The organism is Paracoccus sp. L-17 (assembly GCF_056857655.1).
Genome location: NZ_JBSXNM010000045.1, coordinates 49,297 through 71,187, shown reverse-complemented (window position 1 = coordinate 71,187; position 21,891 = coordinate 49,297). Strand labels below are relative to the sequence as shown.

The window sequence follows — 21,891 nt, the reverse complement described above, 5'->3', positions numbered from 1 at the left end:
GCCATGACCCATGCCCACAAGATCATCCGCCAAGCCGAGGGTCCCTTTGCCGGGCAGGTGGAACTGGATTACGAAGGCCGGCTTTTGCGTCGCAGGCGGCTGGTCTGCGATGCGGGCGATTTCATGGTCGATCTGGCCGAGGCGACCAGCCTCAATGATGGGGATGCGTTCGATCTGTCCGACGGTCGCCGCATCCTCGTGCGCGCCGCGCCAGAGCCGGTGCTGTTGATCCGGGGCGACCTGCCACGCCTGGCCTGGCATATCGGCAACCGCCACACCCCCTGCCAAATCCAGCCCGATCAGCTGGTCATCCGCCAGGATCACGTGCTGGAGGCGATGCTGCGCCAGCTTGGCGCGAAGATCGAGAAAGCCTGTCTGGCCTTCAGCCCCGAAGGCGGCGCCTATGGCCATGGCCGCACCTTCGGCCATGATCACGGCCACGCCGCAGGCCCCGGCCACCACCACCATAACGACCAGCACGATCATGATCATCACCACGCCTGAAGCAGCCCGGCTGCGTCTGGCCCAATACCTGTCGCCCGCCTTTCCGGTGGGCGGCTTCGCCTGGTCGCAGGGACTGGAATGGGCGATTGATCAGGGCGCGGCGACGCGCGCCACGCTGCCCGGATGGCTGGGCGACTGGCTGGAACACGGGGCAGGTTGGACGGATGCGGTTCTGGTCGCGCTGTCGCTGCGCGCGGATGCCGACCACGACGCGCTTGACGATCTGGCGCGCGCGACCTGCCCAAGCGCGCAGCGGTTGGCCGAGACGGTAGAACAGGGCACGGCGTTTTCCGCCAACGCCTCGGCCCTGGGCCAGGCGCTGCCCGCCGCCGCCCTGCCCGTGGCCTTCGGACGCGCCTGCGCCGACATGCCGCTGCCGGACACGGAAAGCATCGCGGCCTACCTTCAGGCGCAGGCGGCGGCGCTGATCAGCACGGCGGTTCGGTTCATGCCGCTGGGCCCGGTCGAGGGCCAGGCGATGCTGGCCGCGCTGCAGCCGGCGATCCTGCGCGCGGCGCATCGCGCATCGACGGCCGGCGAAACCGAGCTTCACAGCGCGACATGGGGCGCCGATATCGCCGCCATGCGGCACGAGACCATGCAGACGAGGATTTTCCGATCATGACCCATCATGGCCCCCTTCGCGTCGGCATCGGCGGCCCCGTCGGCGCGGGAAAGACCACCCTGACCGAACAGCTCGCCCGCGCGCTGGCGCAACGCCTGTCGATGGCGGTCATCACCAACGACATCTATACGCGCGAGGATGCCGAGGCGCTGATGCGCGCGCAGGTGCTGCCGGCGGAACGGATCCGGGGCGTCGAGACCGGCGGCTGCCCGCATACCGCGATCCGCGAGGATGCCAGCATCAACCTGGCCGCCATCGCCGATCTGAACGCGGCCTTTCCCGATCTGGATCTGGTGCTGATCGAATCCGGCGGCGACAATCTGGCGGCGACCTTCAGCCCGGAACTGGCGGATCTGACGATCTATGTCATCGACACCGCCGCCGGGCAGGACATTCCGCGCAAGCGCGGCCCGGGCCTGGCGCGATCGGATCTGCTGGTGGTCAACAAGATCGACCTGGCGCCCCATGTCGGCGTCGATATTGCCCTGCTTGAACGCGATGCGCGGCAATCGCGTGCTTGCCGTCCGGTGATCATGGCTTCGCTGCGCCGGGCCGAGGGCGCCGATGCCATCGCCGATTTCCTGATCCATGAGGGCGGCCTGACGCCGAGGCCGGCATAGCAAGGGACGGCACCCCGGCATCGGATGATCGCCGCCGCGAATCACGCCGCGCGGATCCGCGGGTCAGCGTTTGCGTTCCCAGCGGCCGCTTTCCTCGGACCAGTATTCGGCGGTCACGCCGGCGCCGGTCAGCGCCTTCCACTGGTCGCGAGCGCGGGTCGTGGCGACGGCGTCCCCGCCATCGAAGATGATGCAGGCGCGTTGCAATGTCTGGACCTCCTGCACCGCGACCTCGACCCCCTCCAGCGCCATCAGGCACGAGCTTCGGTTGGTGGCGGGCTGTCCCGCGACGGTCAGCAGAACCGGCTGGCGTGCATCATGGGGGCCTCCGGCAAGACCGTGGGGCAGAAAACCGTCGCCCTGCCACAGATGGCGGTCCAGCTGGTCCATGCGCTCGGGGTCGGTGCCGCGCAATTCCACGCGCCAGCCCGCCGCCAGCGACTTGCCGATGAGAACCGGCAGCAGCGATTCGGCGGGCGAGCGGGTGAGATGATAGAACAGCGCGTTTCCCATCGCTCAGGATACCGGGTACCATCCGCTGTCGGATCGGCGCACGCCGCCGGGTCGGGCGCCGGCGCGAAGGCCCGGTTCCTTGTCGGCGGCGCATGTCCGGGCTGCCAGCCTCGCGCGTCTCATTCGGCCTCGAAGCGGTCGCGGATCAGCCGGTCCAGCGTCATCACCCCCCAGCCGGTCGCCCCTTTCGGTGCCAGATCGGTGGCCGAGGGCGGCAGGGCGACGCCGGCGATGTCGATATGCGCCCAGGGCTGGCCCTTGCGCACGAAGCGTTGCAGGAACTGCGCCGCCGTGATCGAGCCCGCCGCGCGGCCGCCCGTATTCTTCATGTCGGCCAGACGCGACTTGATCAGATCGTCATAGGACTTGCCCAGCGGAAGGCGCCACGCGCCCTCGCCCTCGGCCCGCGCGGCAGCCAGAATGTTGCCGGCCAGATCGTCGTCGTTGCTGAACACGCCCGCATTGTCATGGCCAAGCGCGATGATCACCGCGCCGGTCAGCGTCGCCAGATCAACGATGGCGGCGGGCTGGAACCGGGTCTGCGCATACCAAAGGACGTCGGCCAGAACCAGACGGCCCTCGGCGTCGGTGTTGACGACCTCGATCGTATCGCCCTTCATCGAACGGATGATGTCGCCCGGTCGCTGGGCCGCGCCGTCGGGCATGTTCTCGACCAGACCGACGAGGCCGACGACATTGGCCCTGGCCCGGCGCAGGGCCAGCGTGCGCATCACGCCCGCCACGACCCCCGCGCCGCCCATGTCCATGGTCATCTCTTCCATGCCGGCCGACGGCTTGATCGAGATGCCGCCGGAATCGAACACCACGCCCTTGCCGCACAGGGCCAGCGGCGCCGCATCCCTGTCGCCGCCATTCCAGCGAAGAACCACCACCTGCGAGGGCGAGGCGCTTCCCTGCCCCACCGCCAGCAGCGCGCGCATCCCAAGTTCGGCCAGCTTGTCCTCGTCCAGCACTTCGACGTCGAGGCCGATCTCTTCCATCGCCTTGAGGCGGTCGGCGAAATCCGTGGTGGTCAGAACGTTGGCCGGTTCGCTGACCAGATCGCGGGTGAAGAACACACCCTCGGCCACGGCGGCGCCGTCCTTCGCCGACTTGGCCAGCGCCTCGGGGTTCTTGGCCATGAAGGTCACGCGGGCCTTGGCCGAAACGGGCGTCTCGCCGTCGTCGCCGGTCGCCTCTCCCGGCGTCTGGGCATCCGACAGCCGCGCATCGCCGGCCGCACCCTGACGAGACAGGCTTTGCGGCGGCGTCTCGCTGTTCTCGGCGGCAGCGGAATCGCCGCTTTCGGAACCGGTCCGGTAGACCGAAAAGTCATAGCCGCGCAGTGCCAGGCCCAGGGCGATCTCGGCGGCCTGCCTGTGCGCCCCCGCCAGGACCAGGGTATGGGTCCGGCCCAGTTTCGCACCGATGGCGGCGCCGGCTCTTCGGGCTTCGGCGGCCGAGGCGCGGGCCGGCAGCGAAACCAGTTGCAGCGCCTCGGCGGCCATGCCCGCGGGGAAGGCCAGTTCCAGCGCCCCGCCCGGCTTCAGCGCCTTGCCGGCATTAGAATCCAGCGCCCGCCGCGCGGCGGCCCGCGCCGACCGCGGCAGGCCCCTTGGCAGATTCCCGCCGGGCGCGACGATCAGCGCAACCCGGCCCTCATGCGTGGCCAGCGTGCCGGGCGCGGTTTCGGTAAAGGCGATTTCGACGGGCTGGGTCATGCGGGCCTCCTGGCGATCTGTTCGCATCGGACCCTAGTCCTGCTTCCGGCTCTTGGCCAGAGCCGCGCCAGCCGGTAAGCAGGGCCCGACACCGCAGCCGAAAGCCCGCCCGCCCCGATGCCCCGGATCGACCGCTATATCCTCAGCCAGTTGCTGACGCTGTTCGGCTTTTTCGCCCTGGTGCTGGTTTCGGTCTATTGGGTCAATCGCGCGGTCAACCTGTTCGATCAGCTTCTGAACGATGGCCAGACCGCCCTTGTCGTGCTGGAATTCACCGCGCTGACCCTGCCTCTGGTCATCTCGATCGTGCTGCCGGTGGCGGCTTTCGCGGCGGCGGCCTATGGCACCAACCGCATGTCGGGCGAGTCCGAGATGGTGGCGATGCAGGCGGCGGGCCTGTCGCCCTGGCGGCTGGCGCGTCCGGTCCTGATCTTCGGCGTCTTCGTCGGCCTGATGGTGGCGGTGCTGGTTCACGGTCTCGTGCCCGCGGCGCGGGCGCGGCTGGCCGAGCGGCAGGCCGAACTGGCCGAGAATGTCACCGGCCAATTCCTGCGTCCGGGGATCTTTCAGTATCCGGCCGACGGGGTGACGCTGTTCATCCGCGACATTGCCAGCGACGGCCGCCTGCTGGACCTGTTCATCGAGGATGCGCGCGATCCCGCCGACCAGAAGATCTATACCTCGGAGGAGGCGCTGGTCGTCAGGGCCACGACCGGGCCTGTGCTGGTGCTGCTGTCGGGCATGGTCCAGAACCTGCAGGTCCGGGACCAGAACCGGCGGCTGTCGCTGACGCGCTTTGACGAATTTCGCTATGACATCGGCAGCCTTTTCCAGAACCGCGCCCGCAGCGGTCGCGATCTGCGCGACTACGGCACCTGGCGGCTGCTGAACCCCGATGCGGCGCTGTTGCAGGCGACCGGGGCCAGCGCCGCCGAATCGCTGCGCGAGGCGCATGAACGGATCGCCAAGCCGTTGCTGTCGCCGGTCGCGGCGATGATCGGCTTTGCCACGCTGCTGATCGGCGGATATTCGCGATTCGGGGTCTGGCGGCAGGTCTTCTGGGCGATCCTGTGCCTGATCGCGGTTCAGTTCCTGGGCAATGCCGCGGCCGATCAGGCCGGGCGCGACCCGCGGCTCTGGCCGGTTCTGTATGTGCCCGCCCTGGCCGGGGCGGCGATCTCGGTCGCGCTGTTGTGGCTGGCGGCGCGACCCCGGCGATTACGTGGGCCCGCACGCGCGGCGGGGGCGGCGCCATGATCCTTGCGCGCTATGTCGCCCGGCGTTTTCTGCGCGGGCTTCTGCTGATCGCGGGTGCGTTCCTGCTGATCCTGCTGCTGATCGACATGATCGAGATGATCCGCCGCTTTTCCGGGCGCGATATCGGGCTGGGCGGAGCCTTCCGGCTGGCGGCGCTGAACATTGCCTCGTCCTTCTATTCGATCCTGCCGCTGATCACGGTTCTGGCCGGGATCGCGCTGTTTCTGGGGCTTGCGCGGTCATCGGAGATGGTCGCGATCCGGGCTTCGGGAAGGTCCGGGATCAAGGTCGTGACCGCGCCTGCAGTGACGGCCGGGCTGGTCGGCGCGCTGGCGGTGGGCCTGCTGAACCCCATGGTTGCGGCGACCGGGGCCAAATTCGACCGGGCCGTGGCCGAGATCGAGCGCGACGGCAGTCAGACGGTTTCACTGGGCGACAGCGCAGTCTGGCTGCGGCAGGCGCTGATCAGCGACGGCAAGGAGGCCGGGCAGATCGTCATCCGCGCCAGACGCGCCAGTCCCGATGCGACCACGCTCTACGATGCCACCTTCCTCGTCTTCGGCGCGGGCAGCGGCCCGGACCGGCGGATCGAGGCGGCCGAGGCGCAGCTGGTGCCGGGCGAATGGCGTTTGCGCGACGCGCGAGATTATCCGCTGGACCAGCCCAACCCCGAGGCTTCGGCCCGAACGGACGAAACCCTGTCTCTGGCCTCGGACCTGACCGCGCAGCGGATTCGCGACGGGTTCGGCCGCCCCGAGGCGGTTCCGGTCTGGCAATTGCCGGGCTTCATCGCCGGGCTGGAGCGGGCCGGATTCTCGGCCGCGCGACACAAGGTCTGGTTCCAGATGGAACTGGCCCGCCCCTTCGTGATGGCGGCGATGGTGCTGATCGCGGCCGCCTTTACCATGCGCCACGTTCGCGGGCGCAATACGGGCGTTGCGGTGCTGATCGCCTTCGGGGCCGGGATCGGGCTGTTCTTTCTGCGCAATCTGGCGCAGATTCTGGGTGACAACGGACAGGTGCCGCCGATCATGGCGGGCTGGGCGCCGCCGCTGGTCGGTGCGCTGCTGGCCCTGGGCGTGATCCTGGCGCGGGAGGATGGATGATCGGCGCACGCGGAAAAGGACTTTCGATCACGGCCGGGATCGCGGCTGCATTGCTGCCGGGCGCGATTTGGGCCCAGATGACGACCGGCGGCGCGGGCGAGGTTTCGGGCGCGGGCGGCGCGCCGCTGTCGACGCTAAGCGCGCAGCAACCCGCCCTTGCGCCCCTGGCCACGCCGCTGAGCGATCGGATGGTGCTTGGCGATCGCACCCCCGAACAGCCGCCGCTGCAATCGGTGGCCCCCGATACGACCGGCGATTCCCTTGGTCAGCCGTTCACACCCAGCAGCGCCACGGCAGACGCGGCGACGGTGCTGGCCGACAGGATGATCCTGCAGGCCGACAATACCCTGATCGCGTCGGGTGGCGTGGTGGTCTGGTATCAGGATGCGCGCCTCGTTGCCTCGCGCATCATCGTGAACGGCGACAGCGGCGATCTGACCATCGAGGGCCCGATCCACCTGTCGCGCCCGGGCGTCACCGATCCCGGGCGTGACGCGATCGTGATCGCCGATTCCGCGCAGCTTGACCGCAAGTTGCAGGACGGGATCATCCGCGGCGCGCGGCTGATCATCGCCCGCGAATTGCAACTGGCGGCACGCCAGGCCACCCGCAGCGGCGAGGGGCGATTCACCAGGCTGGACCGCGTTGTCGCCTCGGCCTGTCTGGTCAGCCCCCAGAATCCCACCCCGTTGTGGGAAATCCGCGCCCGTTCGATCACGCATGACGCCCAGACCAGGCTGATCACCTTCGAGAACCCGCAGCTTCGCGCCTTCGGCATCCCCATTGCCGCAACGCCTTTCACGATCACAGCGCCTGACCCGACGGTCGATCGGAAATCGGGCTTTCTACGGCCCGAAATCCGCACGACCTCGAATCTGGGTTTCGGGGTGAAAATCCCCTATTTCCAGACCCTCGGCGATCAGGCGGATCTGACCATCACGCCCTATGTTTCGGCCAATCGCACGCGGACGCTGGAATTGCGCTATCGTCAGGCATTCGCACGTGGCGTAACCGAATGGAACGGCGCGATCAGCCGAGACGACATCATGCCGGGCAAGACGCGCGGCTATGTTTTCGGCAATGCAGCCTTCGATCTGCCGCGCGGCTACCGGCTGGGCATCCAGGTCCAGGCGGCCTCCGATCGCGGCTATCTGCTGGATTACGGCATTACCGATGCCGACCGGCTGTGGAGCGGCATCTCGCTGGAGCGGATCACCCGCGAAAAGCTGTTCTTCGGCCGCGTCGGGAACTACGAATCACTGCGCGACGATGAAAACAACGCCACCTCGCCCGCGCAGGTCGCCGATGTGATCTGGCAGCGCCGCTTCGTCCCGGATCTGATCGGTGGCCAGGGACTGATGGAATGGTCCGCCCATGCCCATCGTCGGCCGTCGGATGCCGATCAGGTCGGGCGGGACGTGGCGCGCGGCTCGGTCGGGCTGGATTGGCGGCGGCAGGAAATCCTGCCGGGCGGTCTTGTCGGCGCGGCCATCGCGGGGCTGGATGCCGATCTCTACCGGATCGCGCAGGACAGCCGATATGACGATGTCGAGACCCGCGTCGACCCCCGGATCGGCGTCGAACTGCGCTGGCCGCTGATCGGCGGCAGCGGCGGCGCGACCCATCTGGTCGAACCTGTCGCCCAATTGCTGTGGAGCCCGCCCGGCAGCGACAAGGAGATCCCGAACGAAGACAGTCGCCTGATCGAGTTCGACGAAGGCAACCTTTTCTCGGACAACCGCTTTCCCGGTTATGATGCCCGCGAGACAGGACTCAGGGCCAATCTGGGACTCAGCTGGACCCGGATCGATCCGACCGGCTGGTCGCTGGGCCTGACCGCCGGCCGCGTGCTGCGCAACCGTCCCGATCGGGCCTTCGCGCCCGATTCGCCGCTGGCCGGGCGGCGGTCGGACTGGTTGCTGGCCGCGAATTACGACAGCGGCAACGGGCTGGCGATCGCCAACCGGGCCCTGTTCGACGACGATTTCAACATTTCGCGCAACGAATTGCGGCTTGGCCTGCTGCGGCCGGATCTGCAGGTTTCGGCCGGACATCTGTGGATCGACAGCGACGCCGCCGAGGGCCGGGACAGCGATATCAGCGAATTGACGGGCAATGTCGGCTGGCAGGTCAGGCGCGGCTGGTGGGCCAACGCGGAAACCCGCTACGACTTCGTGGCCGACCGGGCGCAAAGCGCGTCGCTGGATCTGGCCTATCGCAACGAGTGCCTGACGATGGAAATGGGTGTCTCGCGGCGCTTCACCGCCTCGGACAGCGTGCGCCCCGAAACCAGCTTCGACCTGTCGGTGCGGCTGGGCGGGTTCGGACGCAGCGATGACGCGTCGGGCACGGTGGCGCGACGAACATGCATGCGCTAGTGTCGCGCCAAAGACAGATTTGGGGGCAGCAGATGCGGCACATCCTTTCCGGCCTGGCCATCGCGGCGGTGATGGCTTTCGGCGCAGCGGCGCCCGCGGCCGCGCAAAATCCGTTCGAGCCGGTGATCTACGTCAACAACAAGGCCGTAACCCGCTACGAAGTCGGCCAGCGCCAGCGTTTCATGCAGATCCTGGGCGCGCCGGCCGTCGATGCCAAAGCGGCCGAGGACGCGCTGGTCCAGGACCGGCTGCGGATGTATGCGGCCCAGCAACTGGGCATCGAGGTGACCGAGGAAGGCCTGCAGAACGGGCTCGAGGAATTCGCCAGCCGCGCCGGTCTCAGCGCCGCCGAATTCACCGTGGCGCTGGAACGCGCCGGAGTCGAGCAGCAGGCCTATCGCGATTTCGTCAAGGCGGGCGTCGCCTGGCGGGCGGTCATCCGCCAGCGTCTGCTGCCCCGGATCAAGGTCAGCGACGCCGAACTGGATCAGGAACTGAAGCGCGTGGTCGAAACGCCGGTCGTCAATCGTGTGCTGCTGTCGGAACTGGTCATCCCGGCGCCCCCGGGCCAGGAACAGCAGGCGATGGCGCGGGCCAGCCAGATCGCCGGCTCGAACCCGTCCGAAGCGCAGTTCGCCGCCGCCGCGCGGCAATATTCGGCTGCCGGATCGGCGGCGCAGGGCGGACGCCTGAACTGGGTCGCGCTGGACAATCTGCCACCCAGCCTGCGCCCGATCGTGACCGCGCTGCAACCGGGACAGGTCAGCCGGCCGCTGACGGTGCAGGGCGCCGTGGTGCTGTTCCTGCTGCGCGACACGCAGGGCACGCTGCGCCCCGGCGCGCGTGAACAGGTGCTGGACTACATGACGCTGCGGATGGGTTCGGCCAGCGAGGCGGCGACGCTGGCGGCCCGGACCCGGTCCTGCGACGATCTCTACGTCCAGGCGGGGCCGCAGGCCGGTGCGCAAATTGCCAGGCAGACCGCTTCGCAGAACCGGATTCCCACGCTGATCGCGACGCGGCTCGCCTCTCTCGACCCGGACGAGGCAGCGGTGGTGAGCTACGGCGGCGCGGCCGATCTGGTCATGCTGTGTTCGCGCCAGCCCGCGCTTCTGGCAGACACCGGACCCGATGTGCCGGTCACCGCGCGACCCGCCGACGGGGTCGAGAACGCGGTCCCGACCCCCGGCGGCCTGCCCAGCCGCGAAACCCTGCGCGAGGATCTTTTCAACCGCAAGGCCAACGAGGCCGCCGAGGCCTATCTGGCGGAACTCCGCGCCGATGCGGTGATCCGGCGGCCCTGAGACGATGCCGGGGCGGATCATCCTGACCTGTGGCGAACCTGCCGGGATCGGCCCGGAACTGGCGCCGCTGGCTCTGGCTTCAGGCGTCGATTTCGCCTGGATGGGCGATCCGCGCCATCTGCCCGACGGCACCGCATGGACCCAGATCGCCGCCCCCTCCGACACGGTGCCCGATGGCCATCTGCCGGTGCTGCGCCACGATTTCCCCGCCCTCGCCCGTCCCGGCCGCCCCGATCCGGCCAATGCGGCCGGCGTGATCGCGGTGATCGCGCAGGCCGTGGCCCTGGTCATGCGCGGCGAGGCGGCGGGGCTCACCACCCTGCCGATCAGCAAACAGGCGCTGAGGGATGGCGCGGGCTTTGCCTTTCCCGGCCATACCGAATATCTGGCCGATCTGGCGGGCGGCATGCCGGTGGCGATGATGTTGGCCTCGACGACGGTGGCGCCGCCCTGCCGTGTCGTGCCCGCGACGATCCACATCCCCCTGGAACAGGTGCCCGAGGCGCTGACCGATGCGGCGCTGGAACAGGCGATCCGCATCACCCACGCCGCGATGATTCGCGATTTCGGCATCCCCGCGCCGCGGCTCGCGGTCGCCGGGCTCAACCCTCATGCCGGCGAGGGCGGTGCGATGGGCCGCCAGGAAAGTCAGCGCATCCTGCCGCTGCTGGACCGGCTTCGCGCCGAGGGGCTGGACCTGACCGGCCCGCTGCCCGCCGACACGATGTTCCACGCTCCGGCCCGCGCCCGCTGGGACGCGGCGATCTGCGCCTATCACGATCAGGCGCTGATTCCGATCAAGACGCTGGATTTCGCGGGCGGCGTGAATGTCACACTGGGCCTGCCCTTCGTCCGCACCTCGCCCGATCACGGCACCGCCTTCGACATCGCCGGCACCGGCCGCGCCGATCCGGCCTCGACCATCGCGGCCCTGAAGATGGCCCGCGACATGGCGGCCGCCCGCGAATGAGGCTTCTTCGTTGTCCCAATACCCTGCGGGGGTCCGGGGGTGCAAAACCCCCGGCCGCGCCGGCATGAGCGGCATCGACGATCTGCCGCCCCTGCGGCAGGTGATCGCGCGCCACGATCTGCGGGCCAGGAAGCAGTTGGGCCAGAACTTCCTTCTGGATCTGAATCTGACCGCGAAGATCGCCCGTCAGGCGGGGGACATCAGCCAATGCGATGTGCTGGAAATCGGCCCCGGCCCCGGCGGCCTGACGCGCGGATTGCTGGCCGAGGGCGCGCGTCATGTCCTGGCCATCGAAAAGGATGCTCGTGCCCTGCCCGCTCTGGCCCAGATCGCCGGGGCCTATCCGGGGCGGCTGACGGTGCTGCACGGCGACGCGCTGGAGATCGACCCGCTGGCGCTTCTGACACCGCCGATCCGCATCGCCGCGAACCTGCCCTATAACGTCGGCACCGAATTGCTGATCCGCTGGCTGACCCCGCCCGAATGGCCGCCCTTCTGGCAATCGCTGACGCTGATGTTCCAGAAAGAGGTGGCCCAACGGATCGTCGCCCGACCCGGCAGCAAGGCCTATGGCCGCCTCGCGCTGCTGGCACAGTGGCGGGCCGATGCGCAGATCGTGATGACGCTGCCGCCCGAGGCCTTCGTGCCCGCCCCCAAGGTTCATTCCGCCGTGGTCCAGCTGACCGCGCTGCCGCAGCCGCGCTTCCCGGCCGATCCCGCGATCCTGTCGCAGGTGACGGCCGCCGCCTTCAACCAGCGCCGCAAGATGCTGCGCGCCGCCTTGCGCGGACTTCACCCCGCCATCGAAGGGCTGCTGGAACGGGCGGATATCGCCCCCACCGCTAGGGCCGAGGAAATCGACCTCGACCATTTCTGCGCGCTGGCCCGCCTGTTGGCCGAAACCCGCGGCTAGAATCGAGCCATCCCTGCCGTCGACCCAAGGTCTATTCGCGCAATCCGGTCACGGCGGGCGCTGCGCCGTCGAGCCACACTCGAGGATCCGCCGACCTGCCGATCCTGCCGCCCCGGTGGGCCGCAGCGCCGCGCGCGGACGGGCTCCGGGTGTGGATCAGGACTGGTTTTCCTCGGGTGCCGCATTCTGGCCGCCCTGGGGAACCGCGACGCCTTCGTCCGGCTCGGCGGCGGGCTTGCGGCGACTGCGCGTCGCGGGTGCGCGGGCGGTGCCGCGCGGTGCCCGCGACCGGGCCGGCTTTGCAGCGCCGGCCTCGGGCGTCTCGACCGGTCCGGTCTTGTCGTCTTCGCCGGCACCCACGGCATCGGGCAGGCCATCGCCGGATTCAGGCGGCGCGGCTCGGCGGTTACGACCGGGCGATTTACGCGTGACCGATTCCACCGAAGTTTCGGTCGTGGCAGGGGCATCGGCGCGCCGATCCGGGACCGATTCGCTCTCTGACTGCGCGTGATCGCGCGGGGGGTGGCCGTCGCGCTGATTCTGATCGCGGTCCCTGCCGGCATGATCGCGGCCATTCTGCTGCGGCGTCACTTCGCCGCGACCGGAATCGCGATTCTGCGCATCGCGACCCTGCTCGTCATCGCCGCCCTGGCGGTTCTGCTGATGATGCGGATTGTTCTGCTGGTGCTGATTCTGGCGCTCGGCCATCTCGCGCTGCGCCTCGCCCAGCATCCGCGTGTAGTGTTCGGCATGTTGCAGAAAGCTCTGCTCGGCCACGCGGTCGTTGGACAGCTGGGCATCGCGCGCCAGTGTCAGATATTTCTCGATGATCTGCTGGGGCGTGCCACGCACCTTGCCCTCGGGACCCGAGCTGTCAAAGACGCGGTTTACGATATTGCCCAGCGAACGCTGGCGGTTCGACTTGTTGCGCGAACGGGATTTCGATGATCTCATCACTCTGTCTGTCAGTGGTTCCAGTTTGGTCTGGACGGCGTTGCGGGCGGCATCTGCGGCGAAAGACGCCATACCGTTCAACCCGGCCTTGCACCTGACGGCACGCGGCGCGCGCCAGTCGGTTTCGGCTGTGTCAGGCTGACCCGTGCGGTGGCTTGTCGGCCCCGGCACGATGCCGACTAACCATGCGCGACCGGCCGATACAAGGGAAAACTTGTCCGATTTCCCGCAAAATCGCGACAACCTGCCGTTTCAGGGCTGGAAACCGGCCAGAACGACACGATCCCGCCCATCCAGATCGCGGATCAGGCGGGTTTGCGCCCCGGCCTCGCGGAACAGGCCGGCGACATCGGGCCCCTGGGCAGGCCCGATTTCGACCAGAACATGTCCACCCTCGGTCAGTCGGTCCGCCGCCCCGGCGGCAATGATGCGATAGGCGGCCAGCCCGTCGCCGCCATCTGTCAGGGCGCAATGCGGCTCCCACTGCCGGACATCAGGGGCCAGATCGTCCATCTCGTGCAGCGCAAGATAGGGTGGGTTCGACACGATCAGGTCGAAACGTCCGACAATGCCGTCATACCAGTCGGCCCGCATGAACGATGCCGGCACGCCATTCATCTGGGCATTGGTCCGCGCCACGTCAAGCGCGGCCTGGGAAATGTCGGTGCCCGTCCCTGCCGTGCCGGGCCGTGCCGCCAGCAACGAGATCAGGATCGCGCCGGTGCCGGTGCCCATGTCCAGCAGGTTGCGCCACGGCAGATCCAGCGCCGCCCGAACCAGGGTTTCGGTCTCGGGGCGTGGGTCCAGCGTGTCGCGGGTGACCCGGAAGCGATGGGCGTAGAAGTCGCGAAAGCCCACGATCTGCGCAACCGGTTGCCGCGCGGCGCGGGCGGCGATGTCACGATCAAGACGCGCGATCTCGACCGGGTTCAGATCGCGGTCGTCGACAAGGCGCAAACGCTGCGGCGCGAATCCCAGGATGGCGGCAAGGATGCGATCGGCATCGCGCGCGCCGCCCTCGATACCGGCGGCACGCAGCGCGGCCGCGGCCGCGCGCCGGGCCTGCGACAGTTTCATGCTTCGGCGGCCAGCCGCGCCGCCTGGTCATGGGCGGTCAGCGCGTCGATGATCTCGGCCAGATCACCGGCCATCACCCTGTCCAGTGCATAGAGCGTCAGGTTGATCCGATGATCGGTCATCCGCCCCTGGGGAAAATTGTAGGTGCGGATACGCTCGCTTCGATCGCCGCTGCCGACCTGCGACTTGCGGTCGGCGGCGCGGTCGGCATCGGCCTTCTGGCGCTGCATGTCATAAAGGCGGGCCCGCAGCACGGCCATTGCATTGGCGCGGTTCTGATGCTGCGACTTCTCGCTGCTGGTGACGACGATTCCGGTCGGCAGATGGGTGATCCGCACGGCCGAATCGGTCGTGTTGACATGCTGCCCGCCCGCCCCCGAGGCGCGCATCGTGTCGATGCGGATATCGCCCGCCGGAATGTCGATATCGGCATCCTCGGCGGCTTCGGGCAGGACGGCCACGGTGGCGGCGCTGGTATGGATGCGACCGCCGCTTTCGGTTGCGGGAACACGCTGGACGCGGTGAACGCCGGATTCGTATTTGAGCCTGGCGAACACGCCTTCGCCGGCGATCCGGGCGACGGCCTCCTTGACCCCGCCCAGTTCCGTTTCGGCCAGTTCGAGAACCTGGAAATCCCAGCCTTGCGCCTCGGCGTGGCGGCGATACATGGCCAGCAGATCGCCCGCGAACAACGCGGCCTCGTCGCCGCCCGTGCCGGGCCGGATTTCGAGGATCGCGGGCCGCGCGTCGGCCGCGTCTCGCGGCAGCAGCGCGATCCGCAGCTTCTGTTCCAGCGCGGGCAGCGCCTCGCGCAGTCGGGCCACTTCGTCCTCGGCCAGTTCGCGCATTTCGGGATCGGCCAGCATCGCCTGCGCCTCGGCCATGCCCTCGCGCGCCGTCCGCCATGCCGCGATCTCGTCGACGACCGGTTTCAGCTCGGCATATTCGCGGCTGATCTCGGCGATCCTGGCAGGCTCGGCCCCCGCGTTCAGCCGCGCTTCGAGAAACTCGAAACGCTGAACGATCTGGACAAGGCGGTCTTCGGGAAGCATCCGAACCGCTTACCCAAGCCAGACGGTATCGGCAAGCGACCCGTCCTGTCTCGGTCCTCAAATATCCGCAGGTCCGTGGGCTGGCCGCCGGCCATCGCGGGACGCAATCAGCGCCGGGTCCAGCCGTAAAGCGCGATCAACTCCATCGCGACATGGGCGCCGGCCACCGCCGTCGCGCCGGTCGTGTCATAGGGGGGTGAGACTTCGACCACGTCGCCGCCGATCAGGTCCACACCCGCCAGGCCGCGCAGCAGCGCCGCCGCCTGCCAACTGGCCAGCCCGCCCCAGACCGGGGTTCCCGTGCCCGGCGCGAAGGCCGGGTCCAGCGCATCGATGTCGAAGGTGACATAGACCGGACGATCTGCTACCGCCTCGCGGATGCGGATCTGCGTGGCGTCGATGCCGTCGCGATGGACTCCGGGCGCATCCAGGATGGTCACGCCCAGCGTGTCGGGATTTTCCGTGCGGATGCCGATGCTGACGCTGGACGCGGGATCGACCACGCCTTCGCGGATTGCCTTGTAGAGAAAGGTGCCGTGGTCGATCCGGTCCGGATCGTCATCGACCCAGGTGTCGGAATGGGCGTCGAACTGGATCAGCGCCACTGGCCCGCGCCGGGCCGCGACCGCGCGCAGGATCGGCAGGGTGATGAAGTGATCGCCGCCCAGCGTCACGGGCGCGGCCCCGGCATCCAGGATCTTGCCCACATGCGCCTCGATCCGGGCCGGCACCTCGCGGATATTGGCGTAATCGAAGGCCATGTCACCGTGATCCACGACGCTCAGCAGGCTCAGCGGATCATAGCCCCAGCCATAGGGCGGATCATAGGGTTGCAGGGTCGATGCCTCGCGGATCGCGCGCGGGCCAAAACGGGTGCCGGGACGATTCGTCACCGCCTGATCGAAGGGGATGCCGGTCACGGCAAGATCGACGCCCGCCAGATCCTTGGCATAGCGGCGACGCAGGAAACTGGTCGCGCCGCCAAAGGCATTCTCGTAGGACAGGCCGCGCGCATCGTCGCGCGTGAACGCCTGATCGACCTGGGTCTTCGCATCTTCCAGCGCCATCCGCCGCCTCCTGTCTGCTGTCCCCGCCACGATGCCGGCGCGCGGCGGGCTCGGCAAGGGGCGGACTGGCCCACACGCGCGGCACCGAATCGCCTTGCATCCGCAGCATTCCCGGCTATAAGGCCGCATCCTTCCGCCGAGACATGCAATCCGCGCAACCTCTCGTGGCGGGCGCGGAAGGTCGAAGCCCGCCTATGAAGTGCGCCCGAACCCGAAAGGATCGCCATGCCTCTTTACGAGCATGTGCTGATCGCCCGTCAGGACCTGTCGAACACGCAGGCCGAAGGGCTGATCGAACATTTCTCGACCGTTCTCGCCGATAATGGCGGCAAGGTCGTGGACAACGAATACTGGGGTGTGCGCACCCTCGCCTACAAGATCAACAAGAACCGCAAGGGCCATTACGCCTTCCTGCGCAGCGACGCCCCCTCGGACGCCGTGCAGGAAATGGAGCGACTGGCCCGGCTGCATGACGATGTGATGCGCGTGATGACCATCCGCGTGGACCAGCACGAGGAAGGTCCCTCGATCCAGATGCAGAAGCGCGAAGAGCGCGGCGACCGCCGGGGCGGCGATCGCGGCGACCGTCGCGACCGGAACTGAGGAGATCAGAAAAATGGCGAACAAACCGTTCTTCCGTCGTCGCAAGGTCTGCCCGTTCTCGGGCGATAACGCGCCGAAGATCGACTACAAGGATACCCGTCTGCTGCAACGCTATATCAGCGAACGCGGCAAGATCGTGCCCTCGCGCATCACCGCCGTCTCGGCCAAGAAGCAGCGTGAGCTGGCCCGCGCGATCAAGCGCGCCCGCTTTCTTGCCCTGCTTCCCTATGCCGTGAAGTAAGGAGACCGGAACATGCAAGTCATCCTGCTGGAACGCGTGGCCAAGCTGGGCCAGATGGGCGAAGTGGTGAAGGTGAAAGAGGGTTATGCCCGCAACTTCCTGCTGCCCCAGGGCAAGGCGCTGCGCGCATCCGACGCCAACATCGCTGCCTTCGAGGATCGCAAGATCCAACTGGAAGCACGCAATTCCGAAACCAGGGCCGAGGCCGAAAAGATCGCCAAGTCGCTGGACGGCAAGACCTTCGTGGTCATCCGCTCGGCTTCGGATGCCGGCGCGCTTTACGGGTCGGTGACGACTCGCGACGTGGCCGACACCGCGACCGAGGCGGGTTTCAGCATCGACCGCAAGCAGGTCGTGCTGGGCAACCCGATCAAGGATCTGGGTCTGCACGTCGTCAACGTCGTGCTGCACCCCGAAGTCACCGCCGACGTGACCCTGAACGTCGCCCGCTCGCCCGAAGAGGCCGAGCTTCAGGCGCAGGGCAAATCGATCCAGGACCTGGCGGCCGAAGCCGATGCCGAAGCCGAATTCGAGATCTCGGAGCTGTTCGACGATATCGGCGGCGCATCGGACGAAGACGACGCGGAAGATCGCTGATCTTTCCTCCGCGAATACACAAAGATCGAAGCCGCGTCGGGAAACCGGCGCGGTCTTTCATTCGTTCGGTCGGAAATTGTGTCCGGGCGGATCTGCTTCTAGCATGGACCAGTTGACATGTGACCGTCCCCGGACGGTTTTCGCCCCGATGACCGAGGTTAGAGAAATGACCGATCCGCTGAGCCGACTTCTGGACCAAAACGACTGGCTGCTGGCCGATGGCGCGACCGGGACCAACCTGTTCAACATGGGACTGGAATCGGGCGAGCCGCCGGAATTGTGGAATGTCGATCAGCCCGACAGGATCCGCACGCTGTATCGCGGCGCGGTCGAGGCCGGGTCCGACCTGTTCCTGACCAATTCCTTCGGCGGCAATGCCAGCCGCCTGAAGCTGCACAAGGCCCAGGGCCGGGTGGCCGAACTGAACCGCGCAGCGGCCGAACTGGGGCGCGAGGTGGCCGACAGGGCGGGCCGGGCGGTAATCGTCGCCGGCAGCATCGGCCCCACGGGCGAGATCATGGCGCCCATGGGAACCCTGACCCGCGAGGCCGCGGTCGAGATGTTCCACGAACAGGCCGAGGCTCTGAAGGACGGGGGTGCGGACGTTCTCTGGGTCGAGACGATCAGCGCCTTCGAGGAATTCGGCGCCGCGGCCGAGGCCGCGAGGCTGGCCGGGATGCCCTGGTGCGGCACGATGAGCTTCGACACCGCCGGCCGTACGATGATGGGCGTGACTTCGGCCGAGCTGGCCGCCTCGGTCGAAAAGCTGGCCAATCCGCCCGTCGCCTATGGCGCGAATTGCGGCGTCGGCGCCGCCGATCTGCTGCGGACGGTGACGGGTTTCGCCGCCTCGGGCAACGAGCGCCCGCTTATCGCCAAGGGCAATGCCGGGATACCGCGATTCGAGGCGGGTCACATCCATTACGACGGCACGCCGGATTTGATGGCCGATTACGCCTGCCTCGCCCGCGATCTGGGCGTCAGGATCATCGGCGGCTGCTGCGGCACCATGCCCGATCACCTGCGCGCCATGCGCGAGGCGCTGGAAACCCGCCCGCGCGGCGATCGCCCCTCGCTGGAAACCATTGCGTCACAGCTGGGCGGGTTCAGTTCGTCCAGCGACGGCACCGGCGAGGGCGGTCCCGTGCGCGAGCGGCGCGGCCGCCGGCGCGGCTAGCGCAGCCAGTTCGCGGCAAAAGTCACCTCATCTGCCGCAGCCAGATGCCGGACCCGGTCCAGTTCCGCCGACAGCCCGGCCATGCGTGCCTTGCCCATCCGCACCCCGGTTTCGGGCCAGAAGGCGCGAACCGCCAGCGTCCTGCCCTCGCGTTTCGCATCCAGCCGCCCGATCAGGCGATCACCCTGCATGACCGGAAAGACGTAATAGCCGAATCGCCGCTGCGTTTCGGGCACGAAGATCTCGATCCGGTAGTGGAAACCGAACAGCCTCTCGGCGCGGGTCCGGTCGCGCAGGGCCGGATCGAAGGGCGACAGCAGCCGCACGCGATTGGACGGCTCGGGCAGCGACCGGGCCGCGTCCAGCATTGCCGGCGACGTCAGACTGCGGCGGCGCGACCCATCGGCCATTTCCACATCAACCTCGATGATGCGGCCCCGCGCCAGCGCCCCGGCGCACCATGATTTCGCCTCGGCGGGGGTGGCAATGGCAAAGAAGGCGGCCAGTTCGCCGCTGCTGGCAAAGCCCAGCCGCGACAGCGCCCGAGACAGGGCCCAATCGACGATCTCGGCATCATCGAGCCGCCGGTTCAGATGCTCGGCCGGGATAACCCGCTGGGCCAGGTCGTAATACTTGCGAAAGCCCGCGCGGTGGCAGATTGCCAGCCGACCCGACCGCCACAGGAATTCCAGCGCGGTCTTCGAGGGATGCCATTCCCACCAGCCTGACGAGGCTTTCTTGTCGCCGCCGCCCACCTCCAGGGACGAGGCCGGCCCATGATCGGCCACCTGTTGCAGAACCCCGTCAATCTCGGCGTCCCAACCCTTGCCGCGCCACCCCGGCCAGCGCAGGCGCATCCGCGCCTCGTCGCGCGCGAATTTCAGCCGCCACATCGGGTAGAACTGCATCGGGATGACCGAGGCGTCATGGGTCCAGTGTTCGAATGCCGAGCGGCGGTGCGAGACCAGGCGCGACAGGCCCCGCGGCCGGTATTGCCCGCGCCGGGACCACAGGATCAGGTCATGGGCGCGGGCCAGGGTGTTGACGCTGTCCACCTGCACGAAGCCCAGATCGTCCAGCACCGATTGCAGATCGGCGCCCTGGCCGGGGCCGGATGCCGGGCGCAGCAGCAGATGCCGGTCCAGAAACAGGCGGCGGGCGGTCTGATTGTCCAGAAACGGGCGCATCGGGTCACTCTGGCGCGATCGCGCGCGTCAGAACAGGGACAATTGATCGCCCGCACGCGGCGGCGGCCCGAAGCGCGAACAATCCAGCGGCGGGCTGCCCTCGCGATAGCCCAGTCGCTTGCGCGCCAGGCGAAAGCGTTGCAAGGCCAGTTGCGCCTCGACCCCCTCGCCCTTGAAGCGGTGACCGAAGCGCGGATCGTTGTCGCGTCCGCCCCGCATCGCCTGGACCCGGTTCATGATATGGGCGGCCATGCCGGGACGGTGACGTTCCAGCCAGTCGCGGAACAGCGGCGCGACCTCGTAGGGCAGGCGCAGCGGGATCATGCTGGCGGTGGTCGCGCCGGCCTCGCGCGCGGCAGTCAGGATCGCCTCGATCTCGGGTTCGGTCAGGACCGGGATCACGGGCGCGACCATGACCCGCACCGGCACGCCCGCCCGCGACAATTCGCGGATCATCCGCAACCGGGTCGCGGGTGCGGGCGCGCGCGGCTCCATCGCGCGTGCCAGATCCTGCTGCAGCGTGGTGATGCTGATGCCGACGGCCGCCTGATCCCTGGCCGCCATCTCGGCCCACAAGTCCAGGTCGCGCAGGACGGTCTGGCCGCGCGTCACCAGTGTCGCCGGATGATTCCAGTCCCGCAGCACCCGCAGGATACCGGGCATGATCGCCAGCTTCGCCTCGATCGGCTGATAGGGATCGGTATTGGTGCCAAGCGCGATCGGTGCGGGCCTGTAGGATGGGCGGGCCAGTTCGCGTTCCAGCAGCCGCGCGGCATCGGGCTTGGCGGTGATCCTGGTTTCGAAATCCAGCCCGGGCGACAGGCCCAGATAGGCGTGGCTCGGCCGCGCATAGCAATAGATGCAGCCGTGTTCGCAGCCGCGATAGGGATTGATCGACCGGTCGAACGAGATATCGGGCGAGGTGTTTCGGGTGATGATGCTGCGCGGCTGTTCGGTCACGACTTCGGTGCGCAGCAGCGTCTCGTCCTCGGGGATCTCCCAGCCGTCATGCTCGCGCGCGCGGCTATGGACCTCGAACCGGCCATCGGGCCGGGTATCGGCTCCGCGGGCCTTCAGGCGCTCATCGGGATTTCTGGGCGGCAACATGCGGCAAATCTAGAACATTATGGCAACACTTTCCAGCGATTCGACACACAAGTCGCGCGCGGGATCCGCCATGTCGCTTTGCAGCTTTCCAATTTCGTCAAATCGCGTCCATTTCGCGGTGAAACGCATCAGGAGTCGTGCCGATGGCCCAGAACGACGACGAGATCATCCTGTCCGAACTGGATGACGACGAGCTTGTCCAGCAGATGATGGACGACCTCTATGACGGTCTGAAGGACGAGATCGAGGAAGCCGTCCACATCCTGCTGGACCGTGGCTGGGCGCCCTATGACGTGCTGACCAAGGCGCTGGTCGCGGGCATGACCATCGTCGGCCATGATTTCCGCGACGGCATCCTGTTCGTGCCCGAAGTGTTGCTGGCGGCGGGTGCGATGAAGGGCGGCATGGCCATTCTGAAACCGCTTCTGGCCGAAACCGGCGCGCCGCGCATGGGCAAGATGGTGATCGGAACCGTCAAGGGCGACATCCACGACATCGGCAAGAACCTGGTCTCGATGATGATGGAGGGCGCCGGCTTCGAGGTGGTCGATCTGGGCATCAACAACCCGGTCGAGAATTATCTGGAAGCCATTGCGCGGGAAGAGGCCGACATCCTGGGCATGTCGGCCCTGCTGACCACCACCATGCCCTATATGAAGGTCGTGATCGACACGATGAAGGAAAGGGGTATTCGCGACGACTACATCGTGCTGGTCGGCGGCGCGCCCCTGAACGAGGAATTCAGCCGTGCCATCGGCGCCGACGCCTATTGCCGGGATGCGGCCGTCGCGGTGGAAACCGCCAAGACCTTCATCGCGCGCAGGCACAACCAGCTTTCGGCGGGTTGATGTCCTTCGGACGGGCGCACATGACCTGTGCGACGCCTTCACGTTGAACTTCGGCCGCGCGCATCACATC

General features: G+C 67.9%; 22 protein-coding genes. 14 read left to right on the top strand and 8 right to left on the bottom strand.

Annotation, left to right across the window (positions count from 1 at the left end; genetic code table 11):
* The first annotated feature begins 3 nt into the window (after positions 1 to 3).
* From AC13CR_RS16155 to ureG, 3 genes are read left to right on the top strand one after another with little or no spacing between them, the layout of a single operon-like run.
* The gene (locus tag AC13CR_RS16155) at positions 4 to 504 is read left to right on the top strand and encodes an urease accessory protein UreE (protein ID WP_482900693.1); all 501 of its coding nucleotides are present in this window, start codon (positions 4 to 6) and stop codon (positions 502 to 504) included.
* Entirely contained in the window at positions 428 to 1,129 is a 702-nt protein-coding gene (locus AC13CR_RS16150) for an urease accessory protein UreF (RefSeq protein ID WP_292951862.1), read from the top strand. Before AC13CR_RS16155 ends, AC13CR_RS16150 begins: the two co-directional genes overlap by 77 nt.
* A complete protein-coding gene (ureG, locus tag AC13CR_RS16145) occupies positions 1,126 to 1,749 on the top strand; it encodes an urease accessory protein UreG (protein WP_292951859.1) in 624 nt (207 codons plus the stop codon). The genes AC13CR_RS16150 and ureG overlap by 4 nt, the downstream gene beginning before the upstream one ends.
* 63 nt (positions 1,750 to 1,812) lie before the next feature.
* Here ureG and AC13CR_RS16140 read toward each other — a convergent pair whose 3' ends face one another.
* Positions 1,813 to 2,262 (bottom strand): DNA polymerase III subunit chi, encoded by a 450-nt coding sequence (locus AC13CR_RS16140; protein WP_292951856.1) that lies wholly within the window; start codon positions 2,260 to 2,262, stop codon positions 1,813 to 1,815.
* Positions 2,263 to 2,381: 119 nt separating this feature from the next.
* Positions 2,382 to 3,983, bottom strand: a complete 1,602-nt coding sequence (locus AC13CR_RS16135) for a leucyl aminopeptidase (RefSeq protein WP_482900692.1) — start codon at positions 3,981 to 3,983, stop codon at positions 2,382 to 2,384.
* 117 nt (positions 3,984 to 4,100) lie between these two features.
* On the opposite strand from AC13CR_RS16135, the gene lptF reads away from it, so the two are divergent.
* The 6 genes from lptF to rsmA all read left to right on the top strand — a co-directional run bounded on the left by lptF (position 4,101) and on the right by rsmA (position 11,911).
* Entirely contained in the window at positions 4,101 to 5,240 is a 1,140-nt protein-coding gene (lptF, locus tag AC13CR_RS16130) for an LPS export ABC transporter permease LptF (RefSeq protein WP_292951850.1), read from the top strand.
* Positions 5,237 to 6,346 (top strand): LPS export ABC transporter permease LptG, encoded by a 1,110-nt coding sequence (gene lptG, locus AC13CR_RS16125; protein WP_292951847.1) that lies wholly within the window; start codon positions 5,237 to 5,239, stop codon positions 6,344 to 6,346. The genes lptF and lptG overlap by 4 nt, the downstream gene beginning before the upstream one ends.
* Positions 6,343 to 8,724, top strand: a complete 2,382-nt coding sequence (locus AC13CR_RS16120) for an LPS-assembly protein LptD (RefSeq protein WP_292951844.1) — start codon at positions 6,343 to 6,345, stop codon at positions 8,722 to 8,724. The genes lptG and AC13CR_RS16120 overlap by 4 nt, the downstream gene beginning before the upstream one ends.
* Positions 8,725 to 8,756: 32 nt before the next feature.
* On the top strand, positions 8,757 to 10,028 hold the full coding sequence (locus tag AC13CR_RS16115; protein WP_446232103.1) for a peptidylprolyl isomerase: 1,272 nt from the start codon (positions 8,757 to 8,759) through the stop codon (positions 10,026 to 10,028).
* A 4-nt stretch (positions 10,029 to 10,032) separates the two neighbouring features.
* Positions 10,033 to 10,998, top strand: a complete 966-nt coding sequence (gene pdxA, locus AC13CR_RS16110; protein WP_292978032.1) for a 4-hydroxythreonine-4-phosphate dehydrogenase PdxA — start codon at positions 10,033 to 10,035, stop codon at positions 10,996 to 10,998.
* A gap of 64 nt (positions 10,999 to 11,062) precedes the next feature.
* Entirely contained in the window at positions 11,063 to 11,911 is an 849-nt protein-coding gene (rsmA, locus tag AC13CR_RS16105) for a 16S rRNA (adenine(1518)-N(6)/adenine(1519)-N(6))-dimethyltransferase RsmA (RefSeq protein WP_292978033.1), read from the top strand.
* Between the two features lie 156 nt (positions 11,912 to 12,067).
* On the opposite strand, the gene AC13CR_RS16100 is transcribed toward rsmA, so the two are convergent.
* The 4 genes from AC13CR_RS16100 to speB form a co-directional block, all read right to left on the bottom strand.
* Entirely contained in the window at positions 12,068 to 12,865 is a 798-nt protein-coding gene (locus AC13CR_RS16100) for a DUF4167 domain-containing protein (RefSeq protein ID WP_292951832.1), read from the bottom strand.
* 252 nt (positions 12,866 to 13,117) lie between these two features.
* Positions 13,118 to 13,942 carry a peptide chain release factor N(5)-glutamine methyltransferase gene (gene prmC, locus AC13CR_RS16095; RefSeq protein WP_292951829.1) on the bottom strand — a complete coding sequence of 275 codons (825 nt, stop codon included), beginning with the start codon at positions 13,940 to 13,942 and terminating at the stop codon, positions 13,118 to 13,120.
* On the bottom strand, positions 13,939 to 14,994 hold the full coding sequence (gene prfA / locus AC13CR_RS16090) for a peptide chain release factor 1 (protein ID WP_292978034.1): 1,056 nt from the start codon (positions 14,992 to 14,994) through the stop codon (positions 13,939 to 13,941). Before prfA ends, prmC begins: the two co-directional genes overlap by 4 nt.
* 107 nt (positions 14,995 to 15,101) lie before the next feature.
* Positions 15,102 to 16,061, bottom strand: a complete 960-nt coding sequence (speB, locus tag AC13CR_RS16085) for an agmatinase (RefSeq protein ID WP_292978035.1) — start codon at positions 16,059 to 16,061, stop codon at positions 15,102 to 15,104.
* Between the two features lie 225 nt (positions 16,062 to 16,286).
* Here speB and rpsF point away from each other — a divergent pair, with 225 nt between their 5' ends.
* From rpsF to bmt, 4 genes are all read left to right on the top strand, one after another.
* On the top strand, positions 16,287 to 16,664 hold the full coding sequence (gene rpsF, locus AC13CR_RS16080) for a 30S ribosomal protein S6 (protein ID WP_292951820.1): 378 nt from the start codon (positions 16,287 to 16,289) through the stop codon (positions 16,662 to 16,664).
* A gap of 13 nt (positions 16,665 to 16,677) precedes the next feature.
* Positions 16,678 to 16,905, top strand: a complete 228-nt coding sequence (gene rpsR / locus AC13CR_RS16075; protein ID WP_037205280.1) for a 30S ribosomal protein S18 — start codon at positions 16,678 to 16,680, stop codon at positions 16,903 to 16,905.
* 12 nt (positions 16,906 to 16,917) lie between these two features.
* Positions 16,918 to 17,502, top strand: a complete 585-nt coding sequence (rplI, locus tag AC13CR_RS16070) for a 50S ribosomal protein L9 (RefSeq protein ID WP_292951809.1) — start codon at positions 16,918 to 16,920, stop codon at positions 17,500 to 17,502.
* 166 nt (positions 17,503 to 17,668) lie between these two features.
* Positions 17,669 to 18,679, top strand: coding sequence for a betaine--homocysteine S-methyltransferase (gene bmt, locus AC13CR_RS16065; RefSeq protein ID WP_293015482.1), 1,011 nt, complete (start codon positions 17,669 to 17,671; stop codon positions 18,677 to 18,679).
* Here bmt and AC13CR_RS16060 read toward each other — a convergent pair.
* A complete protein-coding gene (locus AC13CR_RS16060; RefSeq protein ID WP_292951806.1) occupies positions 18,676 to 19,866 on the bottom strand; it encodes a winged helix-turn-helix domain-containing protein in 1,191 nt (396 codons plus the stop codon). The genes bmt and AC13CR_RS16060 overlap by 4 nt on opposite strands.
* A gap of 27 nt (positions 19,867 to 19,893) precedes the next feature.
* Entirely contained in the window at positions 19,894 to 20,973 is a 1,080-nt protein-coding gene (locus AC13CR_RS16055) for a PA0069 family radical SAM protein (RefSeq protein ID WP_293015407.1), read from the bottom strand.
* Positions 20,974 to 21,116: 143 nt separating this feature from the next.
* Here AC13CR_RS16055 and AC13CR_RS16050 point away from each other — a divergent pair, with 143 nt between their 5' ends.
* Positions 21,117 to 21,821: a corrinoid protein gene (locus AC13CR_RS16050; protein ID WP_292951800.1), complete on the top strand. Its 705-nt coding sequence runs from the start codon at positions 21,117 to 21,119 to the stop codon at positions 21,819 to 21,821.
* Positions 21,822 to 21,891: the final 70 nt, after the last annotated feature.

Excerpts from the sequence above, each read along its gene's own strand:
- AC13CR_RS16155 (WP_482900693.1), top strand. The coding sequence starts at position 4 with ATGACCCATGCCCACAAGATCATCCGCCAAGCCGAGGGTCCCTTTGCC.
- AC13CR_RS16150 (WP_292951862.1), top strand. The coding sequence starts at position 428 with ATGATCACGGCCACGCCGCAGGCCCCGGCCACCACCACCATAACGACC.
- ureG (WP_292951859.1), top strand. The coding sequence starts at position 1,126 with ATGACCCATCATGGCCCCCTTCGCGTCGGCATCGGCGGCCCCGTCGGC.
- AC13CR_RS16140 (WP_292951856.1), bottom strand. The coding sequence starts at position 2,262 with ATGGGAAACGCGCTGTTCTATCATCTCACCCGCTCGCCCGCCGAATCG.
- AC13CR_RS16135 (WP_482900692.1), bottom strand. The coding sequence starts at position 3,983 with ATGACCCAGCCCGTCGAAATCGCCTTTACCGAAACCGCGCCCGGCACG.
- lptF (WP_292951850.1), top strand. The coding sequence starts at position 4,101 with ATGCCCCGGATCGACCGCTATATCCTCAGCCAGTTGCTGACGCTGTTC.
- lptG (WP_292951847.1), top strand. The coding sequence starts at position 5,237 with ATGATCCTTGCGCGCTATGTCGCCCGGCGTTTTCTGCGCGGGCTTCTG.
- AC13CR_RS16120 (WP_292951844.1), top strand. The coding sequence starts at position 6,343 with ATGATCGGCGCACGCGGAAAAGGACTTTCGATCACGGCCGGGATCGCG.
- AC13CR_RS16115 (WP_446232103.1), top strand. The coding sequence starts at position 8,757 with ATGCGGCACATCCTTTCCGGCCTGGCCATCGCGGCGGTGATGGCTTTC.
- pdxA (WP_292978032.1), top strand. The coding sequence starts at position 10,033 with ATGCCGGGGCGGATCATCCTGACCTGTGGCGAACCTGCCGGGATCGGC.
- rsmA (WP_292978033.1), top strand. The coding sequence starts at position 11,063 with ATGAGCGGCATCGACGATCTGCCGCCCCTGCGGCAGGTGATCGCGCGC.
- AC13CR_RS16100 (WP_292951832.1), bottom strand. The coding sequence starts at position 12,865 with ATGAGATCATCGAAATCCCGTTCGCGCAACAAGTCGAACCGCCAGCGT.
- prmC (WP_292951829.1), bottom strand. The coding sequence starts at position 13,942 with ATGAAACTGTCGCAGGCCCGGCGCGCGGCCGCGGCCGCGCTGCGTGCC.
- prfA (WP_292978034.1), bottom strand. The coding sequence starts at position 14,994 with ATGCTTCCCGAAGACCGCCTTGTCCAGATCGTTCAGCGTTTCGAGTTT.
- speB (WP_292978035.1), bottom strand. The coding sequence starts at position 16,061 with ATGGCGCTGGAAGATGCGAAGACCCAGGTCGATCAGGCGTTCACGCGC.
- rpsF (WP_292951820.1), top strand. The coding sequence starts at position 16,287 with ATGCCTCTTTACGAGCATGTGCTGATCGCCCGTCAGGACCTGTCGAAC.
- rpsR (WP_037205280.1), top strand. The coding sequence starts at position 16,678 with ATGGCGAACAAACCGTTCTTCCGTCGTCGCAAGGTCTGCCCGTTCTCG.
- rplI (WP_292951809.1), top strand. The coding sequence starts at position 16,918 with ATGCAAGTCATCCTGCTGGAACGCGTGGCCAAGCTGGGCCAGATGGGC.
- bmt (WP_293015482.1), top strand. The coding sequence starts at position 17,669 with ATGACCGATCCGCTGAGCCGACTTCTGGACCAAAACGACTGGCTGCTG.
- AC13CR_RS16060 (WP_292951806.1), bottom strand. The coding sequence starts at position 19,866 with ATGCGCCCGTTTCTGGACAATCAGACCGCCCGCCGCCTGTTTCTGGAC.
- AC13CR_RS16055 (WP_293015407.1), bottom strand. The coding sequence starts at position 20,973 with ATGTTGCCGCCCAGAAATCCCGATGAGCGCCTGAAGGCCCGCGGAGCC.
- AC13CR_RS16050 (WP_292951800.1), top strand. The coding sequence starts at position 21,117 with ATGGCCCAGAACGACGACGAGATCATCCTGTCCGAACTGGATGACGAC.